The 25,506-nt window shown below is 65.1% G+C and carries 22 protein-coding genes, 1 tRNA gene and 2 pseudogenes; 19 read left to right on the top strand and 6 right to left on the bottom strand.

The annotated features are described in order from the left end of the window. Positions 1–202: 202 nt before the first annotated feature. The 3 genes from EJ072_RS28635 (at position 203) to EJ072_RS28625 (ending at position 2,310) form a co-directional block, all read left to right on the top strand. Positions 203–1,375 (top strand): YcbK family protein, encoded by a 1,173-nt coding sequence (locus EJ072_RS28635; protein WP_245467385.1) that lies wholly within the window; start codon positions 203–205, stop codon positions 1,373–1,375. A 472-nt stretch (positions 1,376–1,847) separates the two neighbouring features. After that, positions 1,848–1,922, top strand: a tRNA-Glu gene (locus EJ072_RS28630). 136 nt (positions 1,923–2,058) lie between these two features. Next, on the top strand, positions 2,059–2,310 hold the full coding sequence (locus tag EJ072_RS28625) for a hypothetical protein (RefSeq protein WP_126082336.1): 252 nt from the start codon (positions 2,059–2,061) through the stop codon (positions 2,308–2,310). A gap of 108 nt (positions 2,311–2,418) precedes the next feature. Here EJ072_RS28625 and EJ072_RS28620 read toward each other — a convergent pair whose 3' ends face one another. The 3 genes from EJ072_RS28620 to EJ072_RS28610 all read right to left on the bottom strand — a co-directional run bounded on the left by EJ072_RS28620 (position 2,419) and on the right by EJ072_RS28610 (position 4,836). Continuing rightward, positions 2,419–2,712 carry a hypothetical protein gene (locus EJ072_RS28620; RefSeq protein WP_126064633.1) on the bottom strand — a complete coding sequence of 98 codons (294 nt, stop codon included), beginning with the start codon at positions 2,710–2,712 and terminating at the stop codon, positions 2,419–2,421. 157 nt (positions 2,713–2,869) lie between these two features. After that, positions 2,870–4,114, bottom strand: a complete 1,245-nt coding sequence (locus tag EJ072_RS28615; protein WP_126082335.1) for an ATP-binding protein — start codon at positions 4,112–4,114, stop codon at positions 2,870–2,872. Next, positions 4,111–4,836 carry a response regulator gene (locus EJ072_RS28610; protein ID WP_126082334.1) on the bottom strand — a complete coding sequence of 242 codons (726 nt, stop codon included), beginning with the start codon at positions 4,834–4,836 and terminating at the stop codon, positions 4,111–4,113. Before EJ072_RS28610 ends, EJ072_RS28615 begins: the two co-directional genes overlap by 4 nt. Positions 4,837–5,048: 212 nt before the next feature. On the opposite strand from EJ072_RS28610, the pseudogene EJ072_RS28605 reads away from it, so the two are divergent. The 8 genes and pseudogenes from EJ072_RS28605 to EJ072_RS28570 all read left to right on the top strand — a co-directional run bounded on the left by EJ072_RS28605 (position 5,049) and on the right by EJ072_RS28570 (position 17,012). Then, positions 5,049–5,716: pseudogene (locus EJ072_RS28605) on the top strand (hypothetical protein). Between the two features lie 111 nt (positions 5,717–5,827). After that, positions 5,828–6,022 carry a hypothetical protein gene (locus EJ072_RS28600; protein ID WP_126082333.1) on the top strand — a complete coding sequence of 65 codons (195 nt, stop codon included), beginning with the start codon at positions 5,828–5,830 and terminating at the stop codon, positions 6,020–6,022. Further along, the gene (locus EJ072_RS28595; protein ID WP_189343114.1) at positions 6,015–7,154 is read left to right on the top strand and encodes an efflux RND transporter periplasmic adaptor subunit; all 1,140 of its coding nucleotides are present in this window, start codon (positions 6,015–6,017) and stop codon (positions 7,152–7,154) included. Before EJ072_RS28600 ends, EJ072_RS28595 begins: the two co-directional genes overlap by 8 nt. Further along, a complete protein-coding gene (locus EJ072_RS28590) occupies positions 7,151–10,297 on the top strand; it encodes an efflux RND transporter permease subunit (protein ID WP_245467029.1) in 3,147 nt (1,048 codons plus the stop codon). Before EJ072_RS28595 ends, EJ072_RS28590 begins: the two co-directional genes overlap by 4 nt. Continuing rightward, positions 10,281–11,573 (top strand): efflux RND transporter periplasmic adaptor subunit, encoded by a 1,293-nt coding sequence (locus EJ072_RS28585; RefSeq protein ID WP_126082331.1) that lies wholly within the window; start codon positions 10,281–10,283, stop codon positions 11,571–11,573. Before EJ072_RS28590 ends, EJ072_RS28585 begins: the two co-directional genes overlap by 17 nt. A 4-nt stretch (positions 11,574–11,577) precedes the next feature. Beyond that, entirely contained in the window at positions 11,578–14,721 is a 3,144-nt protein-coding gene (locus EJ072_RS28580; RefSeq protein WP_126082330.1) for an efflux RND transporter permease subunit, read from the top strand. Between the two features lie 11 nt (positions 14,722–14,732). Further along, a pseudogene (locus tag EJ072_RS28575) lies at positions 14,733–16,225 on the top strand (efflux transporter outer membrane subunit). Between the two features lie 100 nt (positions 16,226–16,325). After that, positions 16,326–17,012, top strand: coding sequence for an aspartyl/asparaginyl beta-hydroxylase domain-containing protein (locus tag EJ072_RS28570; RefSeq protein ID WP_126082329.1), 687 nt, complete (start codon positions 16,326–16,328; stop codon positions 17,010–17,012). A gap of 76 nt (positions 17,013–17,088) precedes the next feature. Here EJ072_RS28570 and EJ072_RS28565 read toward each other — a convergent pair whose 3' ends face one another. The 3 genes from EJ072_RS28565 to EJ072_RS28555 form a co-directional block, all read right to left on the bottom strand. Beyond that, complete coding sequence (locus EJ072_RS28565; RefSeq protein WP_126082328.1) at positions 17,089–17,388, bottom strand: DUF982 domain-containing protein; 300 nt, start codon at positions 17,386–17,388, stop codon at positions 17,089–17,091. A 213-nt stretch (positions 17,389–17,601) separates the two neighbouring features. Further along, on the bottom strand, positions 17,602–17,838 hold the full coding sequence (locus tag EJ072_RS28560) for a hypothetical protein (RefSeq protein ID WP_126082327.1): 237 nt from the start codon (positions 17,836–17,838) through the stop codon (positions 17,602–17,604). Positions 17,839–17,949: 111 nt separating this feature from the next. After that, positions 17,950–18,345: a hypothetical protein gene (locus EJ072_RS28555; protein ID WP_126082326.1), complete on the bottom strand. Its 396-nt coding sequence runs from the start codon at positions 18,343–18,345 to the stop codon at positions 17,950–17,952. Positions 18,346–18,516: 171 nt separating this feature from the next. Here EJ072_RS28555 and map point away from each other — a divergent pair, with 171 nt between their 5' ends. The 8 genes from map to EJ072_RS37585 all read left to right on the top strand — a co-directional run bounded on the left by map (position 18,517) and on the right by EJ072_RS37585 (position 25,452). Further along, positions 18,517–19,344 carry a type I methionyl aminopeptidase gene (map, locus tag EJ072_RS28550; RefSeq protein ID WP_126082325.1) on the top strand — a complete coding sequence of 276 codons (828 nt, stop codon included), beginning with the start codon at positions 18,517–18,519 and terminating at the stop codon, positions 19,342–19,344. A 329-nt stretch (positions 19,345–19,673) separates the two neighbouring features. Next, complete coding sequence (locus EJ072_RS28545; RefSeq protein ID WP_126082324.1) at positions 19,674–20,360, top strand: OmpW family protein; 687 nt, start codon at positions 19,674–19,676, stop codon at positions 20,358–20,360. A gap of 234 nt (positions 20,361–20,594) precedes the next feature. Further along, positions 20,595–21,347, top strand: a complete 753-nt coding sequence (gene radC, locus EJ072_RS28540) for a DNA repair protein RadC (RefSeq protein ID WP_126082323.1) — start codon at positions 20,595–20,597, stop codon at positions 21,345–21,347. A gap of 266 nt (positions 21,348–21,613) precedes the next feature. Continuing rightward, positions 21,614–22,792, top strand: a complete 1,179-nt coding sequence (locus EJ072_RS28535) for a PfkB family carbohydrate kinase (RefSeq protein WP_126082322.1) — start codon at positions 21,614–21,616, stop codon at positions 22,790–22,792. Positions 22,793–22,858: 66 nt separating this feature from the next. After that, positions 22,859–23,635 (top strand): glutamine amidotransferase, encoded by a 777-nt coding sequence (locus tag EJ072_RS28530; protein WP_126082321.1) that lies wholly within the window; start codon positions 22,859–22,861, stop codon positions 23,633–23,635. 28 nt (positions 23,636–23,663) lie between these two features. Continuing rightward, positions 23,664–24,434 carry an ATP-binding cassette domain-containing protein gene (locus EJ072_RS28525; RefSeq protein ID WP_126082320.1) on the top strand — a complete coding sequence of 257 codons (771 nt, stop codon included), beginning with the start codon at positions 23,664–23,666 and terminating at the stop codon, positions 24,432–24,434. Between the two features lie 32 nt (positions 24,435–24,466). Next, entirely contained in the window at positions 24,467–25,231 is a 765-nt protein-coding gene (locus EJ072_RS28520) for a substrate-binding domain-containing protein (protein ID WP_245467027.1), read from the top strand. Then, positions 25,126–25,452, top strand: coding sequence for a substrate-binding domain-containing protein (locus tag EJ072_RS37585; protein ID WP_348526123.1), 327 nt, complete (start codon positions 25,126–25,128; stop codon positions 25,450–25,452). Before EJ072_RS28520 ends, EJ072_RS37585 begins: the two co-directional genes overlap by 106 nt. Positions 25,453–25,506 lie beyond the last annotated feature (54 nt).

Raw genomic sequence — 25,506 nt, 5'->3', positions numbered from 1 at the left:
TGTCCCGTTTCCGGTTGGGAACAGGAGGGTTATCGCGGCGCGATGCTGGAGTGGCACGGCGATGACGAACCGACCGGATGCTGAGGGGGAATTTGTTTTGAAATCAGTAGGTTGGCGTCTCGGGCGAAGGGAAAGCCGCAGCATCGCGGCAGCGCTTTTCCCCGTGCTTCTGGCCTCCTGCACGTCGACCGGCGACCCGACGATGTCGGTCGTTTCGCCCGCCTACAATTCAACCGCCACCGAAATGAGCGCGACATCCGGCACCAAGACGGCAACAGCCGCCGATTCGTCGGCTCAGACGGCATCCGCGACCACCGATGCGGCAGCGACCGTGATGAGCGAAGGCGACACGCCTTTGCCCGAGAAGGTCGCCTATGTGCCGGAGACGCGACCGCAAGCCGCCTTCCCTGACGTCGCCGTGCCCGCGGGCGCCGCCGCGATTGCCGGCAACACACCGCAACCGCTGGTTCAGCCGGCGCAGACGGCGGAACAGACACAAGGCGTCTCCCAGCAGGTGGCCGCCGGCGATGCCGCCGCCATTGCGTCGAAGGCGCAGGCGACCACGCAGGCCATGAGCAACGGCGTCTATGTGACCGCGGGCGGGCCGGCGCAGCCGCAGGTCGCCGCGCCGAAGAAGGGCCTGTTTGCCTCGCTGTTCAGCACCACGCCGGCCTCGGCCGCGCCCGCGCCGCTGATCAATTCGCGCTCCAGCGACCAACCGGCGGCGCAGGCCAAGACCGCAACCGCCGCGGCCGCCCCCGCCAAGCCGATTGTTGAGCTGGCCTCCGCGACGCCCGCCGCGAAGCCGGTACAGCTCGCCTCGCTCGACGACCCGAGCTACCACATCACCGGCGCCGATGCCCTTCCCGGCGTGCGCCAGACCGCGCTGTTCGAGATCAAGCGCAAGTCCGGCATTGACGACGAGAGCGACGTCGACCTCAACGAGGATGAGGGCGGCGGCGGTTCCTACCAGGTGGCCTCGGCCGCCGGCATGGCAAGGCTCGCGCCCAACGGCCTTCTGAAGCAGAACGAAAGCGTCGACGTCGCCTGCCTCAAGCCGTCGCTGGTGCGGGTGCTGAAGACGATCGAGGGCCATTTCGGCCGCAAGATGGTCGTCACCTCCGGCTACCGCGATCCCTCGCGCAACCGCCGCGCCAACGGCGCCAAGAACTCGCTGCACATGTACTGCGCCGCCGCCGACATCCAGTTGCCCGGCGTCTCGAAGTGGGAACTGGCGAGCTACGTCCGCTCGATGCCCGGCCGCGGCGGCGTCGGCACCTACTGCCACACCGAATCCGTCCATATCGACGTCGGTCCCGAGCGCGACTGGAACTGGCGCTGCCGTCGCCGCAGCGGCGGCGGCGAGGACGGCTGATACTCGGCTTTGCCCAGTGCGCATAGCCGGGTTGACCGATTGAGAGCCGATCACCGCCGACGCCGTCGTTTGTTTCGACAAACCGTCAGCGACGTTCGCGATTGGCTGAAGCTTACTGAACTTCGTCATCCACGGGCGGGGCAGGAGCGAAGCGGACGCGCAGACCCGAGGATCCATGCCGTTACCTCAACCGTAGGGTAGAGCGGCGCAGATTCTGCACCGATGCGATACGTCAGCGTCACGGAATGGATTCTATGGTCTGCACGCGTCGCTTCGCTCCTTGCTCCGCCATGGAATGACGACCGCGACTGGCCTCCCAGCCAATCTCCAGAGGTGCGTGACCGAATGCGGCCGCAACCCTGCCCTGCCCCGAAAAGCCGGCTTTTGCAGCCTTTTGAAAAAAGTTGTCGCATGTGGCGGCAGATGGGTTGCCGGTTGGCGACAACGCAATTATAAGCCGCTTCGTCTGAGCGCGCCCATCGTCTAGCGGTTAGGACACCGCCCTTTCACGGCGGTAACAGGGGTTCGATTCCCCTTGGGCGTACCAGTCTTATCCTCCCTGAACGGCCGAATCCGGCACCTCGCGCTCACCGGGCCGAAACGCGTCATTAACGGCGTTGTTGGGTGACGCATGTTGGCAGCGATCAGACGGTGTAGAGTTCTGCCTCGCCATGGAGGCGCGGATGAACCTGCTTCGGACAGTTCTCTTATGCGCGGCAGTGACCGGCCTGACCGGACTGCAGCCCGTCCGCGCCGAGGATCAGCCCGCTCAGTCGAACGGCGACGCGGCGCAACAGCTGCCGCCCGTTCACTGCGAGGGACAGAACTGCCTGCCGCCGAGGAACGACCCCGCTTTGGAGTGCAAGGGGCAGGACTGCACGCCGGCTCCAGCGACCGACCAGCCGTCAGGCCCGGAGATCAAGAAGGTCAAGTGAGAGGCAGCGCGGGCTCTGTGGCGAACCGCATGCCGTTGCTCGAGCCCGCGCGGGTTGACGATCAGAAAAGGCAGCGGCCATCCCGCAGAGCGAAGCGGCAGCCTCCGATCAATCCGGAACCATCGGCGCCGGCTCTTCGCAGCGATAGACCATGCACTGCCCGTCACGGGTCGGAACATAGTCAACCATCGGCACGTAGGGAGCATCGCACTCATTGCCGAACTGGCGGACATAGCGCTCATAGGTGTTCGCCCCGGTGGTCAGCACCACCGCATGCCGGCTCTGGATCAGCGCCTGGGTCTGCGCGCAGGTCATGGTGCGCGTGTCGGGTCGTGCATCGGCGAAATTTGTAGCGGCAACGATCATCGCTGCCGCGCAAAACGCAATCTTGCCTATGGGCATGGTCGCATCCTCGCAAAACATCGTATCGCCAAATTCGCATCGTGCGATGCCGCTCCGCAACGGTGGCGCGGTCACGATGCAGCGAGCGAAGCCATGAAAGCAGTTGAAACCCCGCGCCCAATCCCTGGAATTGCCCGAGGACAAATGACGTCCGAGGTCAGGCTGTTGCAAAAACCACTGTCTGCAGCAGCCCTCCCCCCGGCCGGTTCTCCAGCGTGATCGAGCCGCCATAGCGCTCGATGATCTCCTTGGCGATGGCGAGACCCAGCCCCGCGCCCGGGATGAACTGCGTGCGCGCCGGATTGACCCGGAAGAACGGCTCGAAGGCCTTGTTCAACAGGTCCGGCGGGATGCCGGCGCCGCGGTCGGCGATGGTGAGAACCGCCTGGCCGCCTCGCCGCGCAAGCGCGATGGTGCAGCTCTTGCCATGCGTGGCGGCGTTGACGATCAGGTTGCGCAGCGCGCGGCGCAAGCCGAGCGCGCCGGCCTTGACGAACACATGGTCGAGATGGTCGATCGTCACCGCATGGCCGAGCGAGACCATCTCGACCTCGATATCGCGGACTATCCGGTCCAGTTCCACCGGCTCGACCGCGTCGTGGTTGACCTCTTCGCGCACCAGGCGGATGGCGCTGTCGGCGATACGGTCGAGCTCGTCGAGGTCGCTCAGCCATTTCTCGCGATCCTCCTCGAGGAATTCGGCGCGGAGCCGCATCCTGGTCATCGGGGTCCTGAGATCATGGCCGGCGGCGGCCACCAGCCGCATGCGGCTTTCCATCGCCGTCTTCAATCGAGCCGACAGCTCGTTGAGCGCATGGGCGGTGGCCCTCACCTCGGCCGAACCTTTCTCCGGTAAAGTCGCCAGCATGCCATCCGAGCCGATCTTGCTGACGGCGGATTCCAGCATTTCCAGCGGCCGAACCAGCACGCCGGTGAAATAGATCGACACCGGGGTCGCGCCGAGCACGATCAGCGCCATCCAGCCGGCGAACCCGTACCAGACATCGCGCGGCGGGCCCACGTCGGGAACATCGACGATCATCCAGCGATGGTCAGGCAAAGCGACCGAGGCGATCATCCCGGGTTGCTCGGCCCTGCGGCTGACGACCGCCGAAACATCGAGACCGTTCTGGCGCAGCATGTCGTTCAGCACGCGTGTGTGCTTGCGGTCCTCGAACCCGGACGCCGGACGATCGCTGATCGTCACCGGCGCATCGCCGCTGCTCGGCACGTGGCCTGGAACCAATTGCATCATATACTGGATCTGGTGCGCCAGCGGCCCCATCGTCAGCTCCGGCGACGGCCCGCCGAGCACCTTGACGGCGACAAAGGTGGCAAGCCCGACCACGCCCAGGATCGACGCGACCAAAAGGATGATCAGCCGCCGGCGCAGCGAAGTCACGCTTCGGTCTCCGCAGTCTCGACCCGTGCCGTCAGTTGATAGCCGCCATTGCGCACGGTCTTGAACAATGCCTCCTCGCCCGCTTCGGCGAATTTCCGCCGCAGCCGGCTCATCAGCACGTCGACGGACCGGTCGAGCGGCTCGCGCTCGCGCCCTTGCGTCAGATCGAGCAGCTGGTCGCGCGACAAAAGCCGTCCCGGCCGATCGAGAAAGACCTGCAGCAGATCGAACTCCGCGCCGGTCAGGTCGACCAGGGCGCCATCGGCATCCATCACCTTTCGCGTGTCCGGCTCCAGGCTGTAACCGGCGAAATGATAGACGCGGACCTTGGGCGGGGCGGCTTCTTCCGGCGCCGAGCGCCTGAGCACCGCGCGGATGCGGGCCGAAAGCTCGCGCGGGTTGAACGGCTTGCCGAGATAGTCGTCGGCGCCGAGCTCCAGGCCGATGATACGGTCGACATCTTCCTTCAGCGCCGTCAGCAGGATGACCGGAATGTGCGGCTTGCGATCGCGCAGGCTCCGGCAGATGTCGAGACCGGAGCCGTCCGGCAGCATGACGTCGAGCACGATCAGGTCGAACTGGCCGGAGCCGAGCTTCTGCTCGCATTCGCGCCGGTCCGCCGCCACCGACACGCGAAAGCCCTGCCCGTCGAGATAGCGCCCAAGCAGCGTCCTAATCTCGCGATCGTCGTCCACGACGAGGATGTGGGGTTGTGCCTGCATTCTTCGCCCGCTTGCCTTTTCGTTCCTGATTATAGGGAGCGACGCCGCCAAGCGGCATGGAAAATTGCAACGGAACGTTTCCAAGACCCCGCCGGAAACATTCGGAAACAAATCTCCTTTTTCTGGAAACCTTCGGCAATGCGCCGAAGCAATGCGGCAAAAGAGGCTTCCTATCCTCCCGGCATCCGAAGCACGCAGGAAAGGATCATGTCATGCGAAGCAGACTTCTGGCGCTCGGCCTGTTCTCGGTCGCGGCCGTCCACCCGGTGCTCGCTGCCCAGCCGGAGCCCGGCGCTGCACCCGCGGGCGAGCCGCCGGCAATCGGCCGGCAAGACGATGCTGGCCCCGGCCCGATGAAGCCGTGGCCCGGTCAGCGCTGGGCGATGCGTCAAGGCCCGGAAGACTTCGGCCCGCGTCACATGGGTCCGCCGCCCGAATTTCTCGCTGCCCGGCTCGCTGCGCTCGAGACCCGGATCGGCATCCGCTCCGAGCAGCTCGATGCCTGGCGCGACTATACCAGCGCGCTGCAGGCGGTGCTGGCGCCACCGCCGCGGCCCGATTTCGCCCCGCCCGGCCGCGGGCCTGACGCCGCCGCCGGTGGCGAGCCGGATCAGGCAAAGCGCGATCCCTTCGCCTTCCAGGAAAAGCTGGCCGACGAGGTGACCAAACGCGCCGCTTCCGCCGCCAAACTCAAGGACGCCATCGGGGTGCTGCGCGCCAAGCTGACGCCCGAACAGCTCGAAATCCTCGCTTCGGCGGACCGGCCGCATGGCCACCCCCCGTTCCATGGGGCAATCCGCCGGATGCAGCCGGTCCCGGAGGTCTGCCTGATCACGGACAGCTCCCTCCACCCCTACCCCGGAGTGGCGAGCAACTCTGACCGGCTGCGCCGGCCGGCCCTCTGACCCACCCGTTCAAGGGCCGGCCGGTTCTCTTCTTGCAACTGAGATGCCTCGCACCGCCGCTGGATGCGCGAGGCGAGGAGAGCACCATGTGGGAAGCGCTGATTATGCTGCGCCTGATCGTGTCTGTTGCCCCGGGCCTGCGGGTCGGCCGGCAGGCTTCGCAGCCAGCCGCGGCGCCCACGTCGATCGAGGATGCGATCCGGTTGAACTTCGCAGGCTATCGGCTGTCGCTTCCGATCGCCTCGTCCAATGTCAAAAACGATGACCGCAAAATTGCGTAAAAGACATCTTCTTCTGCTGGCATTGCTGGTCGCGCTGGCCGCCGTCGCAGCGCTCAAGGCTTATGGCCGCGCCACGCCCGAGCCGGCGACGCAGACGCCTGCGCCGGCAGCGACGCTCACCGTTTCGGTGGAGAAGGTGGTCGCCCAGACGGTGACATCGTCGGTCAGCGCGACCGGCACGGTGGCTGCATGGCAGGAAGCGACGATCGGCGCCGAAGAGAGCGGCCTGCGCCTGACCGAAGTCCTGATGGCCGAGGGCGATCATGTGAAGGCCGGCGATGTCGTCGCGAGGTTGGATGACTCGCTCCTCAAGGCCCAGCTCGCCGAGCAGAAGGCAGCCGTCGCTCAGGCGCAGGCGACGCTCGACTCTGCGTTGTCGGCCGCCGCGCGCGCCGACAGGCTGCTCGCCAGCAACGCCGTCAGCGCTGAAACCGCCGAGGACAAGGCGACCGCCGTCAAGACCGGCAAGGCCAGTGTCGACCAGGCAGAGGCCGCCGCTCAGCGGCTGCAGGCCCAGCTCGACAGGACGACCATCCGCGCCCCGTTCGACGGCATCGTCTCCAGCAAGCCGGCCGTGGCAGGCTCCATCGTCCAGGCCGGCACCGAGCTGATGAAGATCGTCCGTGACGGCAGGCTGGAGGTCGGTGTGCTTGTCCCTGAAAAGGACCTGGCGGCAATCTCGGCCGGTCAGCCGGCGAACATCGTCGACGCATCCGGCCGCGCCTTTTCCGGCAACATTTCCTCGATTGCGGAAACCGTCAATTCGACCACGCGCCTTGCCACCGTCTATGTCACCGTCGGCGAAGGCTCGGGCCTTAAGCCCGGCATGTTCGCCCGCGTCACGATCGAGACGGCGTCGTCCCGGCAACTGACCATCGCCGAAACGGCTTTGGTCTGGCATGACGGCAAGCCGGCCGTGTTCGTCGTCGACGATCAAGGCAAGGTCGGCGCGCATCCCGTTGCAACCGGCACGCGCCAGAACGGCCGGGTAGCCATCGAAAACGGCTTGTCGGAAAGCGACCGCGTCGTCGTCGCCGGCGCCGGCTTCCTGAACGACGGCAACCTCGTGCGCGTCGCCGCCGACGAGACGAAGGCTGCCGACGCCGCAAGCACGGCGGAGCCCGCACAATGAACGCCATCTCCTCGTGGTCGATCCGCAATCCGGTTCCGACCATCGTGCTGTTCCTGTCGCTCGGCATTGCCGGCGTCTACGGCTTCATGCAGCTGCGCACCAACAATATGCCCGACATCGACCTGCCGACCGTCACCGTCACGGTGGCGCAGCCGGGCGCGGCTCCGAGCGAAATGGAAGTCCAGGTCGCGCGCGTTATCGAGAACACGGTCGCGACCCTCGAAGGCGTCGACGACGTCTCGACCTCGATCAGCGAGGGCTCGTCCGTCACCGCCATCGAATTCACCCTCGGCACCGATCCCGAGACCGCCACCAACGATGTCCGCAACGCCGTCTCCGGCGTGCAGTCCAGCCTGCCGGCCGCGGCCCAGACGCCGGTCGTGGCCAAAGTCAACGCAACCGGCAATTCGGTGCTGACCTTCGTCGTCGAGGCGCCGACCATGTCGCCCGACGCGCTGAGCTGGTACATCGACAATGACGTCGCCAAGGTCCTGCTCGGTGTCGACGGCGTCTCCAAGATCACCCGTTCCGGCGGCGTCGACCGCGTCATCCGCGTCGAGCTCGACCCCGACCGGCTCGCCGCTCTCGGCATCAGCGCCGGCGACGTCAGCCAGACGCTGGCCTCCAACAACGTCAACCAGCCCGGCGGCCGCGCCAATATCGGCGGCCAGGAGCAGTCGGTGCGCACGCTCGCCAGCGCAACGACCGTCGAGGTGCTGGCCGATACCCGCATCGCGCTGAGCGGCGCCGGCGACGTCAAGCTGTCCGACCTCGGCACCGTCGTCGACAGCTGGGAAAAGCCGCGCCAGGCGGCCTATCTCGACGGCCGGCGGGTCGTCGCCTTCAATGTCTACAGATCGGTGGGCTCGAGCGAGATCGACGTGGTCAAGGCCGCCCGCGCCGCCATCGCCGACATGGGCGCCAAGACCACGGCGGCAAAATTCACAGAAGTAACCTCCTCGTCAGGCTTCGTCCAGGAAAGCTACGACGCCGCCTTCGAAGCCTTATGGCTCGGCGCCGTGCTCGCCATCGGCGTGGTCTGGCTGTTCCTGCGCGATATCAGGGCGACGCTGGTGTCGGCGGTGGCGATGCCGCTGTCGCTGATCCCGACCTTCGCGGTGATGGCGGCCTTCGACATCTCGCTCAACAACATCACTTTGCTGGCGCTGTCGCTGGTTGTCGGCATCCTGGTCGACGACGCCATCGTCGAGATCGAGAACATCGTGCGCCACATGCGCCAGACCGGCATCAGCGCCTACCAGGCGGCAATCGAAGCGGCGGACGAGATCGGTCTCGCCGTTGTGGCGACCACCGCCACCATCGTCGCCGTGTTCCTCCCCGTGGCCTTCATGCCCGGCGTTCCCGGCAAGTTCTTCTTCTCCTTCGCCGTCGCCGTTTGCGTCTCGGTGCTGTTCTCGCTCCTGGTGGCGCGCATGCTCACTCCGCTGATGGGCGCCTATCTGGTGCGCGCCGGTGGCCATGACGAGGACGATACGCCTGCCTGGGTGCCGACCTATCTGTGGCTGCTGCGCAAGGCGCTCGACCACCGTTGGATCACGCTTCTCGCCGGCATTGCCTTCTTCGCCGGCTCGATGATGCTGGCGACACATCTGCCGACCGAGTTCATGGCGGCGGCCGACCGCGGTCGCTCGATGATCTCGGTCGAGCTGCAGCCCGGCTCCACCATCGAGCAGACCACGGCGGTGGTGCAGGACATCACCAGACGGCTGGAGAAGGAGCCGGCCGTCGAAAGCGTGTTTGCCACGATCGGCACAGCTGCTTCTTCGGGCGGCGGACCCAGCCAAAGCTCGAGCTCGGCTGAAGTGCGGACGGCGACCGTCACGGTCAACCTGAAGCCGCGCGCCGAGCGGACGATGAGCCAGCAGCAATTCGAGGCCGAGGCCTCGCCGAAGCTAAACGGCATTCCCGGCGCCCGCATCCAGTTCGGCGCCGACGGCTTCTCCGGCGCCAAGGTGTCGATCACGCTAGTCGGCGACGATGGCGAAGCCCTCGAAAAGGCCAGCGATGCGCTGATCGACGCGATGAAATCGGTTCCCGGGCTGATCAATCCGACATCGACCGCGGCCACCACCAAGCCCGAGCTCATCGTGCGGCCCGACAGCGCCAAGGCAGCCGAGCTCGGCGTCACGCCGACCGAGATCGCCGCTACGGTCAAGATCGCCACCATCGGCGACACCGACACCAGCCTGGCGAAATTCAATCTCGGCGACCGTCAGGTCTCGATCATCGTCACCGTGCCGGACGGCGCCATCGATGATCCGGCAAAGCTCGCTATGCTGCCGCTGACCGGCACCAAGGGCGTGGTTCCGCTTGGCGCAGTCGCCGATATCGGCTTCAACGCCGGCCCAAACAGCATCACGCGTGTCGACAGAAGCCGCAGCGCCACGGTCGAGGCCGATCTTTCCGGCCTGACGCTCGGCCAAGCGGCCGAAGCCATCCGCGCCCTGCCCGCGATGAAAAGCCTGCCGCAGGGCGTGCATGAACTGGCGCGCGGCGATGCCCAACGCATGCAGGAGCTTTTTTCCGGCTTCGCCACCGCAATCGCCGCGGGCATCATCCTGATGTACCTGACGCTGGTGTTGCTCTTCCGCAGCTTCGTGCAGCCGGTGACCATCCTGGTCGTGTTGCCGCTCTCGGTCGGCGGCGCGCTGGGCTTCCTGCTCATTACCGGCAAGGCGCTTGGCATCTCGCCGTTGATCGGCATACTCATGCTGATGGGCATCACGGCCAAGAACTCGATCCTGCTTGTCGAATATGCCCTGGTCGCCGAGAAGGAGCACGGCATGAGCCGCTTCGAGGCACTGCTCGACGCCATCCGCAAGCGGGCCAGGCCCATCGTCATGACATCGATCGCCATGGGCGCCGGCATGCTGCCGATCGCGCTTGGCATCGGCGCCGACGCCGAGACGCGTGCGCCGATGGCGATCGCCGTGATCGGCGGGCTCATCTCCTCGACCGTACTCAGCCTCGTCTACGTGCCGGTCGTTTATACCTTCATGGACGACATCCAGCATTTCCTCGCCCGTCACCTGGGCAAGCTGTTGGTCGAACCGCCCGGCGCGGACGGCCGGGCGAGGACCACAACTCCAGGGAAAAATCCAGCCAATGCATACCCAACCTGATCGTTCTCCATCGCCGGCAAGGCTACGCCGCCTGTCTCCCTGGGCGGGATTCCTGTACGCCACGCTTCTGTTGGCAGCCTGCTCGCAGGAGAAGAGCCAGGTGCCGGCCGGCATGGGGGGTGCCGGCAGGCCCGAGGTCGGCGTCGTGACGCTGCATCCGCAATCGGTCGCGATCACCGCCGAGCTGCCGGGACGAACGGCCGCCTCGCTCATCGCCGAGGTGCGCCCGCAGGTCGACGGCATCATCCGACAGCGGCTGTTCCAGGAAGGCGCGGAGGTGGTGGCGGGGCAGCCGCTCTACCTCATCGACCCGGTGAGCTATCAGGCCGCCTATGACAGCGCCGTCGCGACGCAGCAGAAGGCTGAAGCCGCGGTGCCCACCGCCCAGGCCAAGTTCGACCGCTATGCCGGGCTGCTGAAGCAGAACGTCGTCTCGAAGCAGGATTACGATGATGCCGCCGCGACGCTGGCGCAGGCGCAGGCCGACGTCGCAGCGGCCAAGGCCAGCGTCGAAACCGCGAAGATCAGCCTCGACCGCACCTCGATCACCGCGCCGATCGCCGGCCGCATCGACAAATCGACATTGACGCCGGGAGCATTGGTCACCGCCAACCAGGAAACGGTGCTGACCACCATTCGCTCGCTCGATCAGATCAATGTCGACGTCACGCAGTCCAGCACCAACCTGCTCAATCTGCGCCAGGCGATCAACGAAGGCCGGCTGAAATTCAGCGGGACCAATGTCAGCGTCAAGCTGAAGCTCGACAACGGCACCATCTACGCGCAGAACGGCAAGCTGGAGTTCGCCGGCGCCAATGTCGACCAGTCGACCGGCACCTTTGCGCTCAGAGCCCAGTTCCCCAATCCCGACCGCCTGCTCTTGCCTGGCATGTATGTGCGCGCCATCGTCGAGGAAGGCGTCGCCCAAAACAGCTTCCTGGTGCCGCAGCGCGGCGTCACCCGCGACCCCAAGGGCCAGGCGACGGCCATGGTCGTCAACGCCCAGGGCAAGGTCGAGCAGCGCGTGCTCAGCGTGCGCAACAGCGTCGGCAACAATTGGCTGGTGGATTCCGGCGTCGGCGACGGCGACCGAGTCATCGTCGAGGGCCTGCAGCTGGTGCGCGCCGGAGGCGACGCGACAGCGGTCGAGGTGACGATCGACGAAACGACAGGCGAGATCAAGGACCGCGAGCAGAGCTCCGCCTCGGCGACCGCCGCCGGCGGCAACGCCGCCGGTGCCGCGAAGCAGCCGTCCTCTGGCGCAACCGGGAACTGAAGCGATGTCGGGATTCTTCATCAACCGGCCGATCTTCGCCTGGGTGATCGCCATCGTGATCATGCTGGGCGGCCTCTTGGCGCTGCAGTCGCTGCCGATCTCGCAATACCCGCAGATCGCTCCGACCACCGTGAACATCAGCGCCAGCTATCCCGGCGCCGATGCCCAGACCGTCGAGAACTCGGTGACCAAGGTCATCGAGCAGGGCATGACCGGCATCGACAACCTCGATTACATGACGGCGACGTCGACCTCGACCGGACAGGCCTCGATCACGCTGACCTTCACCAGCGGCGCCAACGCGGACACCGCCCAGGTGCAGACGCAGAACAAGCTGCAGCTCGTGCAGTCGCAGCTGCCGCAGGTCGTCCAGAACAACGGCATCACCGTCTCCAAATCCTCGACCGGCTTCCTGATGGTCATCGGCTTCGTCTCCAGCGACGGCAAGATGAACTCGACCGACCTCGCGGACTATGTCGACTCAACCATCAACGACACGCTGAAGCGCGTCGAAGGCGTCGGCTCGACACAGCTCTTCGGCTCTGGCTATGCCATGCGCATCTGGCTCGACCCGGACAAACTAGCGCAATATTCGCTGATGCCGAGCGATGTCGCCACGGCCGTCGAGGCGCAGAACACGCAGGTCTCGGCCGGCCAGCTCGGCGGGTTGCCGGCGCGCAAGGGCCAACAGCTCAACGCCACCGTAACGGCGAAGAGCCGGCTACAGACCGCCGAGCAGTTCCGCAACATCATCCTGAAGAGCAATACCGACGGCTCGCTGGTGCGGCTGAACGATGTCGCCAAGGTCGAGATCGGCGCCGAAAGCTACACCACCCAGGCCCATTATAACGGCAAGCCGGCCGCCGGCGTCGCCGTCAGCCTGGCGACCGGCGCCAATGCGATCAGCACCGCGGAAGCGGTGCGCACGACGATCAATCGCCTGAGCTCGACCTTTCCGCAAGGCGTCGAGGTCGTCTACCCGTACGACACCTCGCCCTTCGTGCGGCTGTCGATCGAGGAAGTGGTGAAGACGCTGGCCGAAGCGATCGTGCTGGTGTTTTTGGTGATGCTGCTTTTCCTGCAGAACCTGCGCGCCACCATCATCCCGACGATCGCCGTGCCGGTGGTGCTGCTCGGCACATTCGGCGTGCTCTCCTTCTTCGGCTATTCGATCAACACGCTCACCATGTTCGCCATGGTGCTCGCCATCGGCCTGTTGGTCGACGACGCCATCGTCGTGGTCGAGAATGTCGAGCGCGTCATGCAGGAGGAAGGCCTGCCGCCGAAGGAAGCGACGCGCAAATCGATGAACGAGATCACCGGCGCGCTGATCGGCATCGCCACCGTGCTGTCGGCAGTCTTCGTGCCGATGGCCTTCTTCGGCGGCTCCACCGGCATCATCTACCGGCAATTCTCCGTCACCATCGTCTCGGCAATGGTGCTCTCGGTGCTGGTGGCACTGGTGCTGACGCCGGCGCTCTGCGCCACCATCCTGCGCCCGGCCAAGGACCATGCGACGCAAAGGGGTCCGTTCGGCTGGTTCAACCGCATGTTCGATCGCGGCACTATCGCCTACCGCGCCGGCTCGCACGGCATCATCAACCGCTCCTGGCGCTTCCTCGCCGTGTTCCTGGCCATCGTCATCGCCATGGGCTGGATGTTCGCCCGGCTGCCGAGCTCGTTCCTGCCGGACGAGGACCAGGGCATTCTGATCACCAGCGCTTCACTGCCGGTCGGCGCGACGCAGGACCGCACGGAGCGCGTGCTGGCTGAGGTGACCAACCACTATCTCAACGAAGAGAAGGACGCGGTCGAAGGCGTGTTCACGGCTTCCGGTTTCGGCTTCGGCGGCGCCGGGCAGAATGTCGGCATCGCCTTCGTGCGGATGAAGGATTTCGACCAGCGCAAGACCTCGGCTCTGTCCGTGTCTGCGGTCGCCGGCCGCGCCATGGGCGCCTTCTCCAAGATCAGGGATGCCCAGGTCTTCGCGCTGGCCCCACCCGCCATCCAGGGTTTCGGCAACACCAACGGCTTCGATTTCTACCTCCAGGATGTCAACGGCGCCGGCCATGAGGCGCTGATCCAGACGCGCAACCAGCTTCTGGGTCTGGCTGCAAAGAGCAAGCTACTTGCCAACACGCGCCCCAACGGCCAGGAGGACCAGCCGCAATTCTCGATCGATATCGACCAGGAAAAGGCCAGCGCGCTCGGCATCAGCCTCGCCGACATCAACAACACGCTGTCGACCGCCTGGGGCAGCGATTACGTCAACGACTTCATCGAGCGCGGACGAGTGAAGCCGGTCTATCTGCAGTCGGGCGCGGATTTCCGTATGCAGCCGGAAGATCTCGACAAATGGCAGGTCCGCAATTCCGGCGGCGCCATGGTGCCGTTCTCGGCCTTCGCCTCCAGCCACTGGACCTACGGTTCGCCCCGCCTCGAACGCTACAACGGCTCGGCGGCGGTCGAGATCCAGGGCGCCGCGGCCGCAGGCCAAAGCTCCGGCGCGGCGATGGACGAGATCGACAAATTGGTCGCGCAACTACCCGCCGGATATTCGCATGAATGGACCGGCCTGTCGCACCAGGAGAGGCTTTCCGGCAACCAGGCGATGTCGCTCTACGCGATTTCGGCGCTGGTCGTGTTCCTGTGCCTTGCCGCGCTTTACGAAAGCTGGTCGATCCCGTTCGCGGTGATGCTGTCGGTGCCGATCGGCATCTTCGGCGCCCTGGCGGCGGCCACTCTCTTCGGCCAGACCAATGACGTCTATTTCAAGGTCGGCCTGCTCACCACGATCGGTCTGGCGGCCAAGAACGCCATCCTCATCGTCGAGTTCGCCATCGAGCGGCAGTCTGCCGGCATGGGGCTGGTCGAGGCAACGCTCGAAGCGGCGCGGCAACGCCTGCGGCCGATCCTGATGACATCGCTGGCCTTCATCCTCGGCGTCACGCCTCTGGCGATCGCCAGCGGCGCGGGCTCGGGCGCGCAGAACTCGGTCGGCATCGGTGTCATGGGCGGCATGATCGCGGCGACCGTGATCGGCGTCTTCATGGTGCCGCTTCTCTTCGTCACAGTGCGCCGCATCTTCAAGGGCAAGGCAGCCAACGAGAATTCAGGCGGGACCCCAGCCACAGCCACTCAAGAATAGAGGTTTTTTCCATGCCAGGTTTTGAACGCGGTCTCGCGACCGCGAAGGGGTTCTTTTTGCCCGCGTTTGCCGCGGCCCTGCTCTCGGGATGCGTTGTCGGTCCGGATTACCAGAAGCCACTGCTGGCGATGCCGGCAAGCTGGAGCGGGCAGAAGGCGGCAAGGCCGGCAAAGCCGGCGCAGCTGTCGCAATGGTGGCAGCGCCTGCGCGATCCCGAGTTGAACGCGCTCGTCGCGGAGGCGGTCGCCGGCAATCTCGACGTCGCCACCGCCAAGGCCAAGATCCGCGAGGCGCGGGCAAGCTACCGCCAGTCGGTAGGCACGTTGCTCCCATCCGCCAACGGTTCGGCCTCGGCCACCCGCAATAGGTCCACAGCAACCAGCTCGGGCACGGCAACCGGCACAACCTATGACCAGTATCAGGCAGGCTTCGATGCCAGCTGGGAACTCGACCTCTTCGGCGCCAACCGCCGCAGCGTCGAGGCCGCCAGCTACGGCTTGGACGCTTCCGAGGAAAGCCTGCGCTCGACCTTACTGACCTTGGTCGGCGATGTCGCCTCCAACTATGTCCAGGCACGCGGCTATCAGGCCCGCATAGCGCTTGCCCGGCGCTCTGCCGCATCGCAGCGGCAAACCGCCCAGCTCACCCGCACGATGGCCTTGGCCGGCTCGGCGACCGCGGCGGACGTAGCCAAGGCGGAAGGACAGGCCAGCGGCACGGAAGCCGGCGTTCCGAGCCTGGAGGCCAGCTATGCCGAGGCCGTGCATCGCCTTTCCGTGCTGACCGGGCGGCCGCCAGCGGCCCTCAACGAGCGCTTGAGGCACGCAACGCCGATCCCAGCGCCCCGCCTGCCGATCCCGACCGGCATCCCGGCCGACATCCTGCTCGCCCGTCCGGATGTGCGCATGGCCGAGCGGCAGTATGCACAGTCCACCGCCAAGATCGGCCAGGCCGAGGCGGCGCGCTATCCGGGCGTCAGCCTGACCGGCGACATCAGCACCACATCCCTCAAGCTCGGCGATCTCGGCAAGAACTCCACCATCGGCTGGTCCTTTGGCCCCACCCTCAGCGTGCCATTGTTCAATGGCGGCCAATTGCAGGCGGCCGTCGACGTCGCCAAGGCCCAGCGCGACCAGTATTTCGTCGCCTACAAGGCCGCCGTGCTGACGGCGCTGGAAGACGTTGAAAACGCCACCGTTTCGCTGTCGCAGGAGCGCATCAGGAACGGCAAGCTCGCCTCCTCCGCGAATCCTACGGCGATGCCGCGCGGCTTGAAAGAACGCTCTACAAGGCTGGCGAGACCAGCCTCCTCGACGTGCTCGATGCCGAACGCTCAGCCTATTCCGCCGACGATTCCGTCCTGCAAAGCCGCGTCTCGATCGCCACCGATTACATAGCCTTGAACAAGGCGCTTGGCGGTGGCTGGAACGGCGCGATCGACACGGCCAGACCCGAAATCATAGATGTCCGCACCGGTCCGCGGCTGGCATCAAAGACGCAATGACCGGCGAGCCGTGCGGTCTATCCGCCGGCCCGAACAAATCTCCGTGAGCGACGCCCGCAAATAATATCCCACTATATAACAGCCTCGTTGAGGTAATGAGATGACAGGCGCCTACGATCTCGGAACCAATCTGGTTCGCCGTATCTATGAAAAGCGCATAGATGCGCCGGCCATTCTTGATGCCGGCACGCATTTTCCCAATGCGGCTAAGTTCGCCGCCGCCTGGCAGGACATCCGCGATGAAGCGCTGGCGGCAAAGCTGAACAAGGCGCCGCGTTTCCACGACATCATGCCGGAGCAGGCCGATATCTCTGCCAATGACGGGCTCGACTGGCGTATGTTCGTGCTCAAGGCCTACGACATGACGGTGCCGGAGAATCTCGCGCGGATGCCGGTTCTGACCCGGCTGCTCACCGAATGCCCCGAGGTCAAGTCGGCGGCCGTCTCCTTCCTCGCCCCGCGCAAGCATATCCCGCCGCACCGCGGACCATTCCGCGGCATCATGCGCTTTCACCTCGGGCTCGCCATCCCCAAACAGCCGGACGGCCGCCCGGCAACGATCATGATGATCAACCATGAGGAAAGGCGCATCGCCGACGGCGAGTGCATGCTGTGGGACGACACGTTCGAGCACGAAGTCATGAACAACTCGGATCAGCCGCGCGTCGCTCTTCTGCTCGACGTGTGGCGTCCGCAAATGCCGCTGGATATGGAAATCCTGTCGCGCGTGATCGTGCGCGGCGTGCAGGTGGGAATGCGCTACCGAGGCGTGTCGTTCGGCGGCTGAACCAGCTGCGATCGACGCCTTATGCATGTCGCCCGACGACGCGATCTTCAGAGAAAGACCTGGATGAAATAGAGACTCAGGCGCGCGCCTCGCGATGCGTCCCTGCTCTGCGCTTGCCGGGAAACATCGCGTCCCTCGCCAGCAATCCGCTGACGCGGCAGAAGGTTGCGAACGCCCGGCAGGCTTCCTCGGTGCTGGCCACATCGACCGTCGCCCCGAAGCAGGCATTGAAGGCGGCTTCGTAGATCTTGCCCTGCCTGCGCTTCGGCCAGTCCTGCAGGAAATCGAGCGCCTGCTCGACACTGTAGATCTCCTCGACCGGCAGGCCGGGCGCGGGCGTGATGCGCACCGGCACCTCGAATTGCAGTCTGTCCATTCCCTGTCTCCCGAACGAGCGCAGCCCCAGCAACGCCGCTCGATGTGAAAAGTTGCTTTTGCGGCCTTCTGACTCAGGAATGTGACCTCAGTGCGATCAACAATCGGTTCACGGATGCGTCAGGCGGCGCGCCCGGCCAATCCGCGCAGGCTAGGTGACAGGGCGACACTACCCACACCGCCCTGCCCTTGCTCTTATTCCACATCGTCGGCGCTACTGATTGGCCGGATCGGTCTCCGCGTCATAGGCCATGCGGGTAACCACCGTCAGCAGATAAGCGGATGGCAGCGCGAAGATGGCGCCGAGCACGATGGCCGCCGTTCCTTCCATGCGAAGGATGGCGGCAACGGCCCAGTAGACCGTGCCGATGCAGATCACCGCCTGAACCGCCAGGAAGCAGGCCGCGGCGGTCGCGCGGGTGAGTGTCTTGAATGTCTTGATGCGTTGCATTGAAGAAAATCCGTATTGAAGCGCACGCAACCGGCGGACGGCCGGCGGCCGTCGCTGGATCGCGACGCGAAGACGTGTTTTGATTTGGATGCCGCGCTCGGCGGCCGGGGCTTATGCGGCGGGTGGCGCGCGTGGCTGGTTCGTACGCGACGGCGTTGCGGTTCCCGCCGCGGGCGTGACACCCATTTCGGGTGGCAACGCCTGGCCGATAACCAGAAAATCGGCTGCGGGCGCCAGCGCGCCGGGATTGCCGCTGACAAGCTTTACGGGCAGCGGCCGGCTAGCCCGAACCTCAAGCGCCTGCGTCTTGCCGGAGGTCCTGAGCAGCGCGATCGTGTCGCCCTGGCGAGCGGCGCTGATGCTGGAGCCACCCTGGAGCGAGACCGCCGATGCAGAGATTCCGGCCTGGGCGAAGCCCAGCAGCGCGAGCATCAGCAGCGCCATCAGGCCCGCAAAAGCGATCCTGACCGGCAGCAGCTTCGATCTTTCGCATTCAGGTGCCGTCAAGCCGATCTCCAGATACCAGAACCGGCCCTAACCCATGGAATGCCAGAAGGAAAGCCGCAATGGACGGCGCAATCGCACTTCGTCCTTGAACCTTGCGGCTTCCGGTGCCAAATCTGGGGCAGATTCTGGCACTCGGCTTCCTCTGAAGCCAACGCCGGCAAACGGTCAAAAATGGTTACCTATCTCGACGCCTCCACGGCCCCCCTTCGAAACACCGGCCAGATCCGCCTCTATGGCGAGGAAGGTTTTGCCGGCATGCGCAAGGCCTGTGATCTCACCGCGCGCTGCCTTGACGAGCTGGTGCCGATGGTCAAGCCCGGCGTGACGACGGAAACCATCGACCGCTTCGTCTTCGAATTCGGCATGGACCACGGCGCATTGCCGGCGACGCTCAATTATCGCGGCTACACCAAATCGTCCTGCACCTCGATCAATCATGTCGTCTGCCATGGCATTCCCGACAACAAGCCGCTGAAGGATGGCGACATCGTCAACATCGACGTCACCTATATCCTCGACGGCTGGCACGGCGATTCCTCGCGCATGTATCCGGTGGGCACCATTAAGCGCGCCGCCGAGCGCCTGCTCGAAGTGACCTATGAATGCCTGATGCGCGGCATCGCCGCGATCAAGCCCGGCGCCCGCACCGGCGCCATCGGCGCCGCGATCCAGACCTACGCCGAGGCCGAGCGCTGCTCGGTGGTGCGCGATTTCTGCGGCCACGGCGTCGGCCAGCTTTTCCACGACGCGCCGAACATCCTGCATTACGGCACCGTCAATGAAGGCGTCGAGATGCGGCCCGGCATGATCTTCACCGTCGAGCCGATGATCAATCTCGGCCGCCCGCATGTGAAGGTCCTGTCGGACGGCTGGACGGCGGTCACGCGCGACCGCTCGCTGTCGGCGCAATACGAGCACACGATCGGCGTCACCGACGCCGGCTGCGAGATCTTCACGCTGTCGCCGAAAAAGCTCGACCGTCCCGGCCTGCCGGCCTAGGTTTCTTGCCGCTGGCGCTTTAGGCGCTCGCTTGACGTTCGTCCCCGAGAACCGGACCCGTGACTCCTTGGAGTCGCGAAGGGCATCTGGCGCTCGAGGAAGAGCGGCCAGGGCGACTTGCCGCATCATAGCTCCCGCTAGGGCCCTTCCTTCGAGTCGTTCCGGACAGCGACCCGCCGTGATCGTCATGTAGCATTTTTGTTACAGGCGACGTCGAATTGAAGGCAGCTCCAATTACTTCATCCGACCATTGACCTGGATCAACCGAGCATCTCTCCCAGGCTGTCATTGCTGCAGCGCACCGCATTTGAATTCCATGGAGAGATATTATGGTGAGAAACTGGGTTGGGCAGTGGCGGGGGATCGCAGTTGCCGCAGCGCTTGTCGTGGCAGGGATGCAGCAGGCCACGGCGGCGGACATACAATCCGTGACACAGAACGAGCCGCCTGTAGCAGCATCGGGTCCCTGGCAGATTCGCCTGCGCGCCTTGGGCGTGATCACGGACGACAAGGGCAACGTCAACGGAATCCCCGGCTCCGATCTTTCCTATTCGGATACCGTGACGCCGGAATTGGACATTTCCTACTACTTCACCGACAACGTCGCCGCCGAACTCATTCTCGGCACCACCTACGCCAATATCCACGGCGAGGGGACGATCAGCGGGTTGGGCAAGGTCGGCAAGGTCTGGGTGCTCCCGCCGACACTCACGCTGCAATACCACTTTACCGATTTCGGCGCCTTCAAGCCCTATGTCGGCGCCGGCCTGAACTACACGATCTTCTACAATCAGGATGCCGGCAGCGCTGACGCCCTCCATGTCAAGAACACGTTCGGCGGCGCTCTGCAGGTCGGGTTCGATTACATGCTGGATCAGCATTGGGGCGTCAATTTCGACGTCAAGAAGCTCTTTCTGGAGCCGAAATTCGACGTCACGGTCGGCGGCACGAACTTGACGGGCAAGGCCAAGCTCAACCCCTGGCTGATTGGCACAGGCGTCACCTACCGCTTCTGACATGGCGGGACGAAAGCCGGTTGCCGACATTGACTGGCCATGAGGAGGATGCCGTGTTGCACCCTCCTCTCACCTGGGATGCTGGCCCCTCCAAACCATCGCCGTTGGAGCAGGCGCCCACTATGACGGGCCGATGCAGGGATTTCGCGCTCGCGCCGAAAAAACTCGACTGCGTCCGGTCCGTCGGCTTACAGTTTCCTTCTGCCGGGCCTTTCCGGCCAAGGGCGGGCGACCATGGGGGAAACCAGCGACGACGAGCGGGGATTTTTCGCCGAGCTGCCCGTCCGGCGGCCCACCAAGGCCGCACCGATCGAAAAGCCGCACTATCACGGCCATCGCGATCGTCTGCGCGAACGCTTCGCCGCCGGCGGGCCGGACGCCCTCCCTGACTACGAACTGCTCGAGCTGCTGCTGTTCCGGCTGATCCCGCGCGTCGACACCAAGCCGATCGCCAAGGCGCTGATCGCCCGCTTCGGCTCGCTGGCCGAAGTGCTCGGCGCGCCGGCATCGCTGCTCGAGGAAGTCAAAGGCATCGGGCCGACTGTCGCAATCGATCTAAAAGTCATCGCCGCAACCGCGCAACGCATGGCGCGTGGCGAGGTGCGCGGTCGCGAGGTGCTGTCCAACTGGACGCAACTGCTCGACTATTGCCGCTCCGCCATGGCCTTCGAAAGCCGCGAGCAGTTCCGCATTCTGTTCCTCGACAAGAAGAATGGGCTGATCGCCGACGAGGTGCAGCAGACCGGCACCGTCGACCACACGCCCGTCTATCCGCGCGAGGTGGTGAAGCGCGCGCTCGAGCTCTCCGCCAGCGCCGTCATCCTGGTGCACAATCACCCGTCCGGCGATCCGACGCCGTCGCGCGCCGATATCGAGATGACCAAGCAGATCATCGATACGGCGAAGCCCCTCGGCATCGCCGTGCACGACCACATCATCATCGGCCGCAAGGGCAACGCCTCGATGAAAGGCCTGCTGCTGATCTGATCGGCTGCCGGAGATTGCCACGGGCTTGGCCGGCTACCGCAGATCGGGCCATGCGCCTGCCACGACTGGCGCGGCCTGCGGGACAGCGCGCAAAAAGGCTGGATTTGAAAATCGTTCAATTGCGCAAAGACTGATCCCTGCGACGGCTCCGGCGTGGATCAATCTTCTATCCAGGGAAGAGCGCGGCAGCTTCTTTAGAAGATAATTCCGTTGAGGCTCCGCACATCCACTGCTAGCGTTTGAAACGCTTCAATTGGATCACGCCTTTGCAACGCAAACGCCCGACCATTGCCGATGTCGCGCGAGCCGCCGGTGTTTCCATCGGCACGGTCTCGAACTTCATCAATGGCACGGCCGGCCTCAAGGAAGGCACGCGAGAGCGCATAGAGAAGGCGATCGCCGCCCTGATGTACCGGCCGAGCTCGTTTGCGCGCTCCTTGCCCGGCCGTGCCCCGCAGCGGCCGAAGAATCTCGACCATCTGCCCAGGCTCCTGGTCGCCGGACGGGTGAGCGCCGACTTCCTCTGCCGCGTCGAGGTGCTGCCGCATCGCGACGACCGGATCACGGCCAGCCATATCGACAAGGCGCTCGGCGGCCCCGCCGCCAATCTCGCGGTTGCCGCGGCCGGCGTCGGGGCGCCCTACGCGCTCGACGTGGAACTGGCGACGGCGGTCGGCGAGGACGCGGAGAGCGACTGGGCGCTGGGCGAGCTTTCCAAGCTGGGGGTGCACGCCTTGCCCATCCGCAGCACGCCCAACAACCGGCTCTCCCAGGCGATCGTCATTATCGAGCGGAACGGCAGCCGCACCATCATCAGCGAGCCTTTCGAGCTGGGCGAAGTCGACCTCACCGCCAATCTCGACATCCAACCCGAAAAGCGACCCGCCTGCCTTCACATCGAAGGCTTCCATTACGAGACGATGACGGCATCCATCGCGCGCTTCCACCAGGCCGGCTGGAAGGTGAGCCTGCATTCTGCCGGCCTGCCCAGGAGCGCGCGCACGCCTGAAATCTTCGCGCAGATGGTCGGGCAGATCGACCTGACCTTCATCAACGATGTGATGATCAGGGAGATCTACGGATTTCGCACGCGCATGGCGACCATGATCGAAGAGGTTCGCCTCATGCTGTCGCGCATCAAGCCGCGCGGCACGGTCGTGCTCACCCTCGGCGAGTTCGGCGCGGTGGTCTTTCCGGCGACCGGCGGACCGCAGATCGAGGTGCCGGCACTGCCCGTCAACCGGGTGGACGCGACCGGCGCCGGCGACAGCTTCGCCGGCATCTTCCTCAGCTTCTGGCTACATGGCGCGTCGCTGGAAACCGCTGCCCGCTACGCCGCGGTCGGCGCCAGCCTGACGACGACGGTCGAGGGCGCGCAAGGCTACATCGCCGACTTCGCGACACTAAAGGCCACCGCCGCGGCGAGCGCCATGATGGCCAGCTAAATCAATGGCTTACCGGCCCAGGCGGCTGGCAGGCGACCAACAGGCAATATCGGGAGAACATGGGTCATGGCGAAAACGAAAGTCCTTCTGGTCGGCGAGAGCTGGATGAGTTCGGCCACCCACTACAAGGGCTTCGACCAGTTCGGCAGCGTCACCTTCCATCTCGGCGCCACGCCTTTGGTCAACGCCTTGAAAGACAGCGAGTTCGATCTTGCATACATGCCGGCCCAGGAGGCAGTCGAGAAGCTGCCTTTCACCATGGGGGGCCTGTGGCAATACAAGGCGATCGTGCTCTCCGATATCGGCGCCAACTCGCTTTTGCTGCATCCCGATGTCTGGCTGCTCGGCAAGACCGTGCCCAACCGGCTCAAGCTGCTGCGCGACTGGACGCGAGGCGGTGGCGGCCTGGTCATGATCGGCGGCTATTTCAGCTTCCAGGGCATCGACGGCAAGGCCCGCTGGCACCGCACGGCCGTCGAGGACGCGCTGCCGGTGACCTGCCTTCCCTATGACGACCGGCTCGAAATCCCCGAGGGCTTTCGACCTCAAATCACCGGCCCCAGGGATCACCCGATACTTGCCGGCATCGAGGGCGAATGGCCGATCCTGCTCGGCGCCAACGAGGTCGTTGCCCGCGACCGCGACGATGTCGAGATCCTGGCGCGGCTGCCGCAGGATCAGGGCGGCCATCCGCTGCTGGTTACCGGGCGCCATGGCGAGGGGCGCACCCTGGTCTGGACGTCCGACATCGGCCCGCACTGGCTGCCGAACAGCTTCGTCGAATGGCCAGGCTATGCGCGGCTTTGGACCAATGTGCTGCGCTGGGTCAGCAAGGCCGCCTAGCCTATCCACGAATGCCGGAGAAACCGCCATGACGGCACCTTTTCTCGTCGCCAGGAACATCGCCAAGCGCTTCGGGGCGCTGACTGCCCTTGCCGATGTCGACCTGGAAATCAGGCCCGGCGAAGTGCTGGCGCTGCTCGGCGACAACGGCGCTGGCAAGTCGACTTTCATCAAGATCTTGGCCGGCGCTCATCCGCCGAGCGACGGCGAGCTTCTCATCGAAGGCAAAGCGGTCGCGTTCGCCTCGCCCAAGGATGCCGCGGCGTCCGGAATCGCCACAATCTTCCAGGAACTGGCGCTTTCGGAGAACCTTTCGATCGCCGAGAACGTCTTCCTCGGCCGCGAATTGAAACGCTCCATTTTTGGCATCCCTTTTCTGAAACGAGCGGAGATGCGCCAGCGCGTCGACGGCCTTCTGCAGGAACTCGACGCCCATATCTCCGATCCCGGGGCTCCGGTCGGCAGCCTGTCGGGCGGCCAGCGCCAAGCCGTCGCCATCTGCCGGGCGCTCAATCTCAACGCCCGGCTGGTCATCATGGATGAACCGACGGCCGCCCTTGCCGTCGCCGAGACCCGCAAAGTGCTGGCGCTGACTCGGCGCCTTGCCGGTCGAGGCTGCGCCGTCGTGCTGATCAGCCACAACATTTCCGAAGTCTTCGAGGTTGCCGACCGGATCGTGGTGTTCCGGCGTGGCCGCAAGGTGGCCGAACGCCTGGCCGCAGACACCAATCACGAGGAAGTCGTTTCGCTCATAACAGGCGCCCATCCCGACGTGCGGGCGCTCGAAAAAACAAACTGACATGCACGTCATTCCAGAGAGGATCACACATAATGCTTTCACAACTCAGGAAAGTGCTCGCGGTCTCCGCGCTGTCGTTGGTCGCCGTGACGGCGGCGCATGCAGCAGACAAGCATAAGGTCGCCTTCGTCCCGCAGCTGATCGGCATCCCCTATTTCAACGCCATGGAGGCGGGGGGCAACCGTGCCGCCAAGGATCTCGGCGTCGATTTCGTCTATTCCGGCCCGGTCGACACCAACCCGGTCGACCAGCTGCAGATCGTGCAGAACCTGATCGACCAAGGCGTCGAAGCGGTCTCGGTCTCCGTTCTCGATGCTTCGAGCATCGCCCCGGTGGTGGAGAGCGCCAAGGCCAAGGGCATCAAATTGTTCACCAGCGACAGCGACGCGCCCGACAGCGGCCGCGCGGTCTATGTGGCGCAGGCGACCGACGAGGGCCTCGGCACCACGATCATCGACGAGCTGGTCAAGCGCGTCGGCGGGGACGCCACGATCGGCATCGTCTCCGGCGAGGCGACCGCGTCCAATCTCAACGCCTGGATCGGCTTCATGCAGAAGGAAGCCGCCGCCAAATATCCCAAGCTGAAGCTGCTCGCCCCGCAATTCGCCGGCGGCACGGCCGAGCGCGCCGCGCAGATCTCGGGCGACCCCATGGCCGCCAATCCCGATATCAAGGCCATCATCGCCGTCGCATCCTCGACCTGCCCGGGCGTTGCCCAGCGATCGAGACCGCCGGCAAGATCGGCTCGGTTATCGGGACCGGTTACTGCAGCCCGAACACCGCCCGCTCCTATCTGAAGAGCGGCGCCTTCGGCTTCACCGTGCTGTGGGATCCTGAACAGCTCGGCTACCTGACGGTCTGGGCCGGCAAGCAGCTTATCGACGGCAAGAGCTTCGAGGCCGAGAACAAGATTGCCGGCCTCGACAAGCCCGCCACCTATGATGCCGCCAAGGGCATTCTCCTGCTCGGGCCGCCGGCCGTCTTCACCACGGACAATGTCGACAAGTTCAACTTCTGAGCCTGACGTGAACGTAGTGCGGCAGTCTGGAACCGGTGTCTTCTCCATGAATGG

This window comes from Mesorhizobium sp. M2A.F.Ca.ET.046.03.2.1 (genome assembly GCF_003952425.1).
GTDB lineage: Bacteria > Pseudomonadota > Alphaproteobacteria > Rhizobiales > Rhizobiaceae > Mesorhizobium.
The sequence above is the reverse complement of the archived record's forward strand: the minus strand, read 5'-3'. Positions and strand labels throughout refer to the sequence as shown.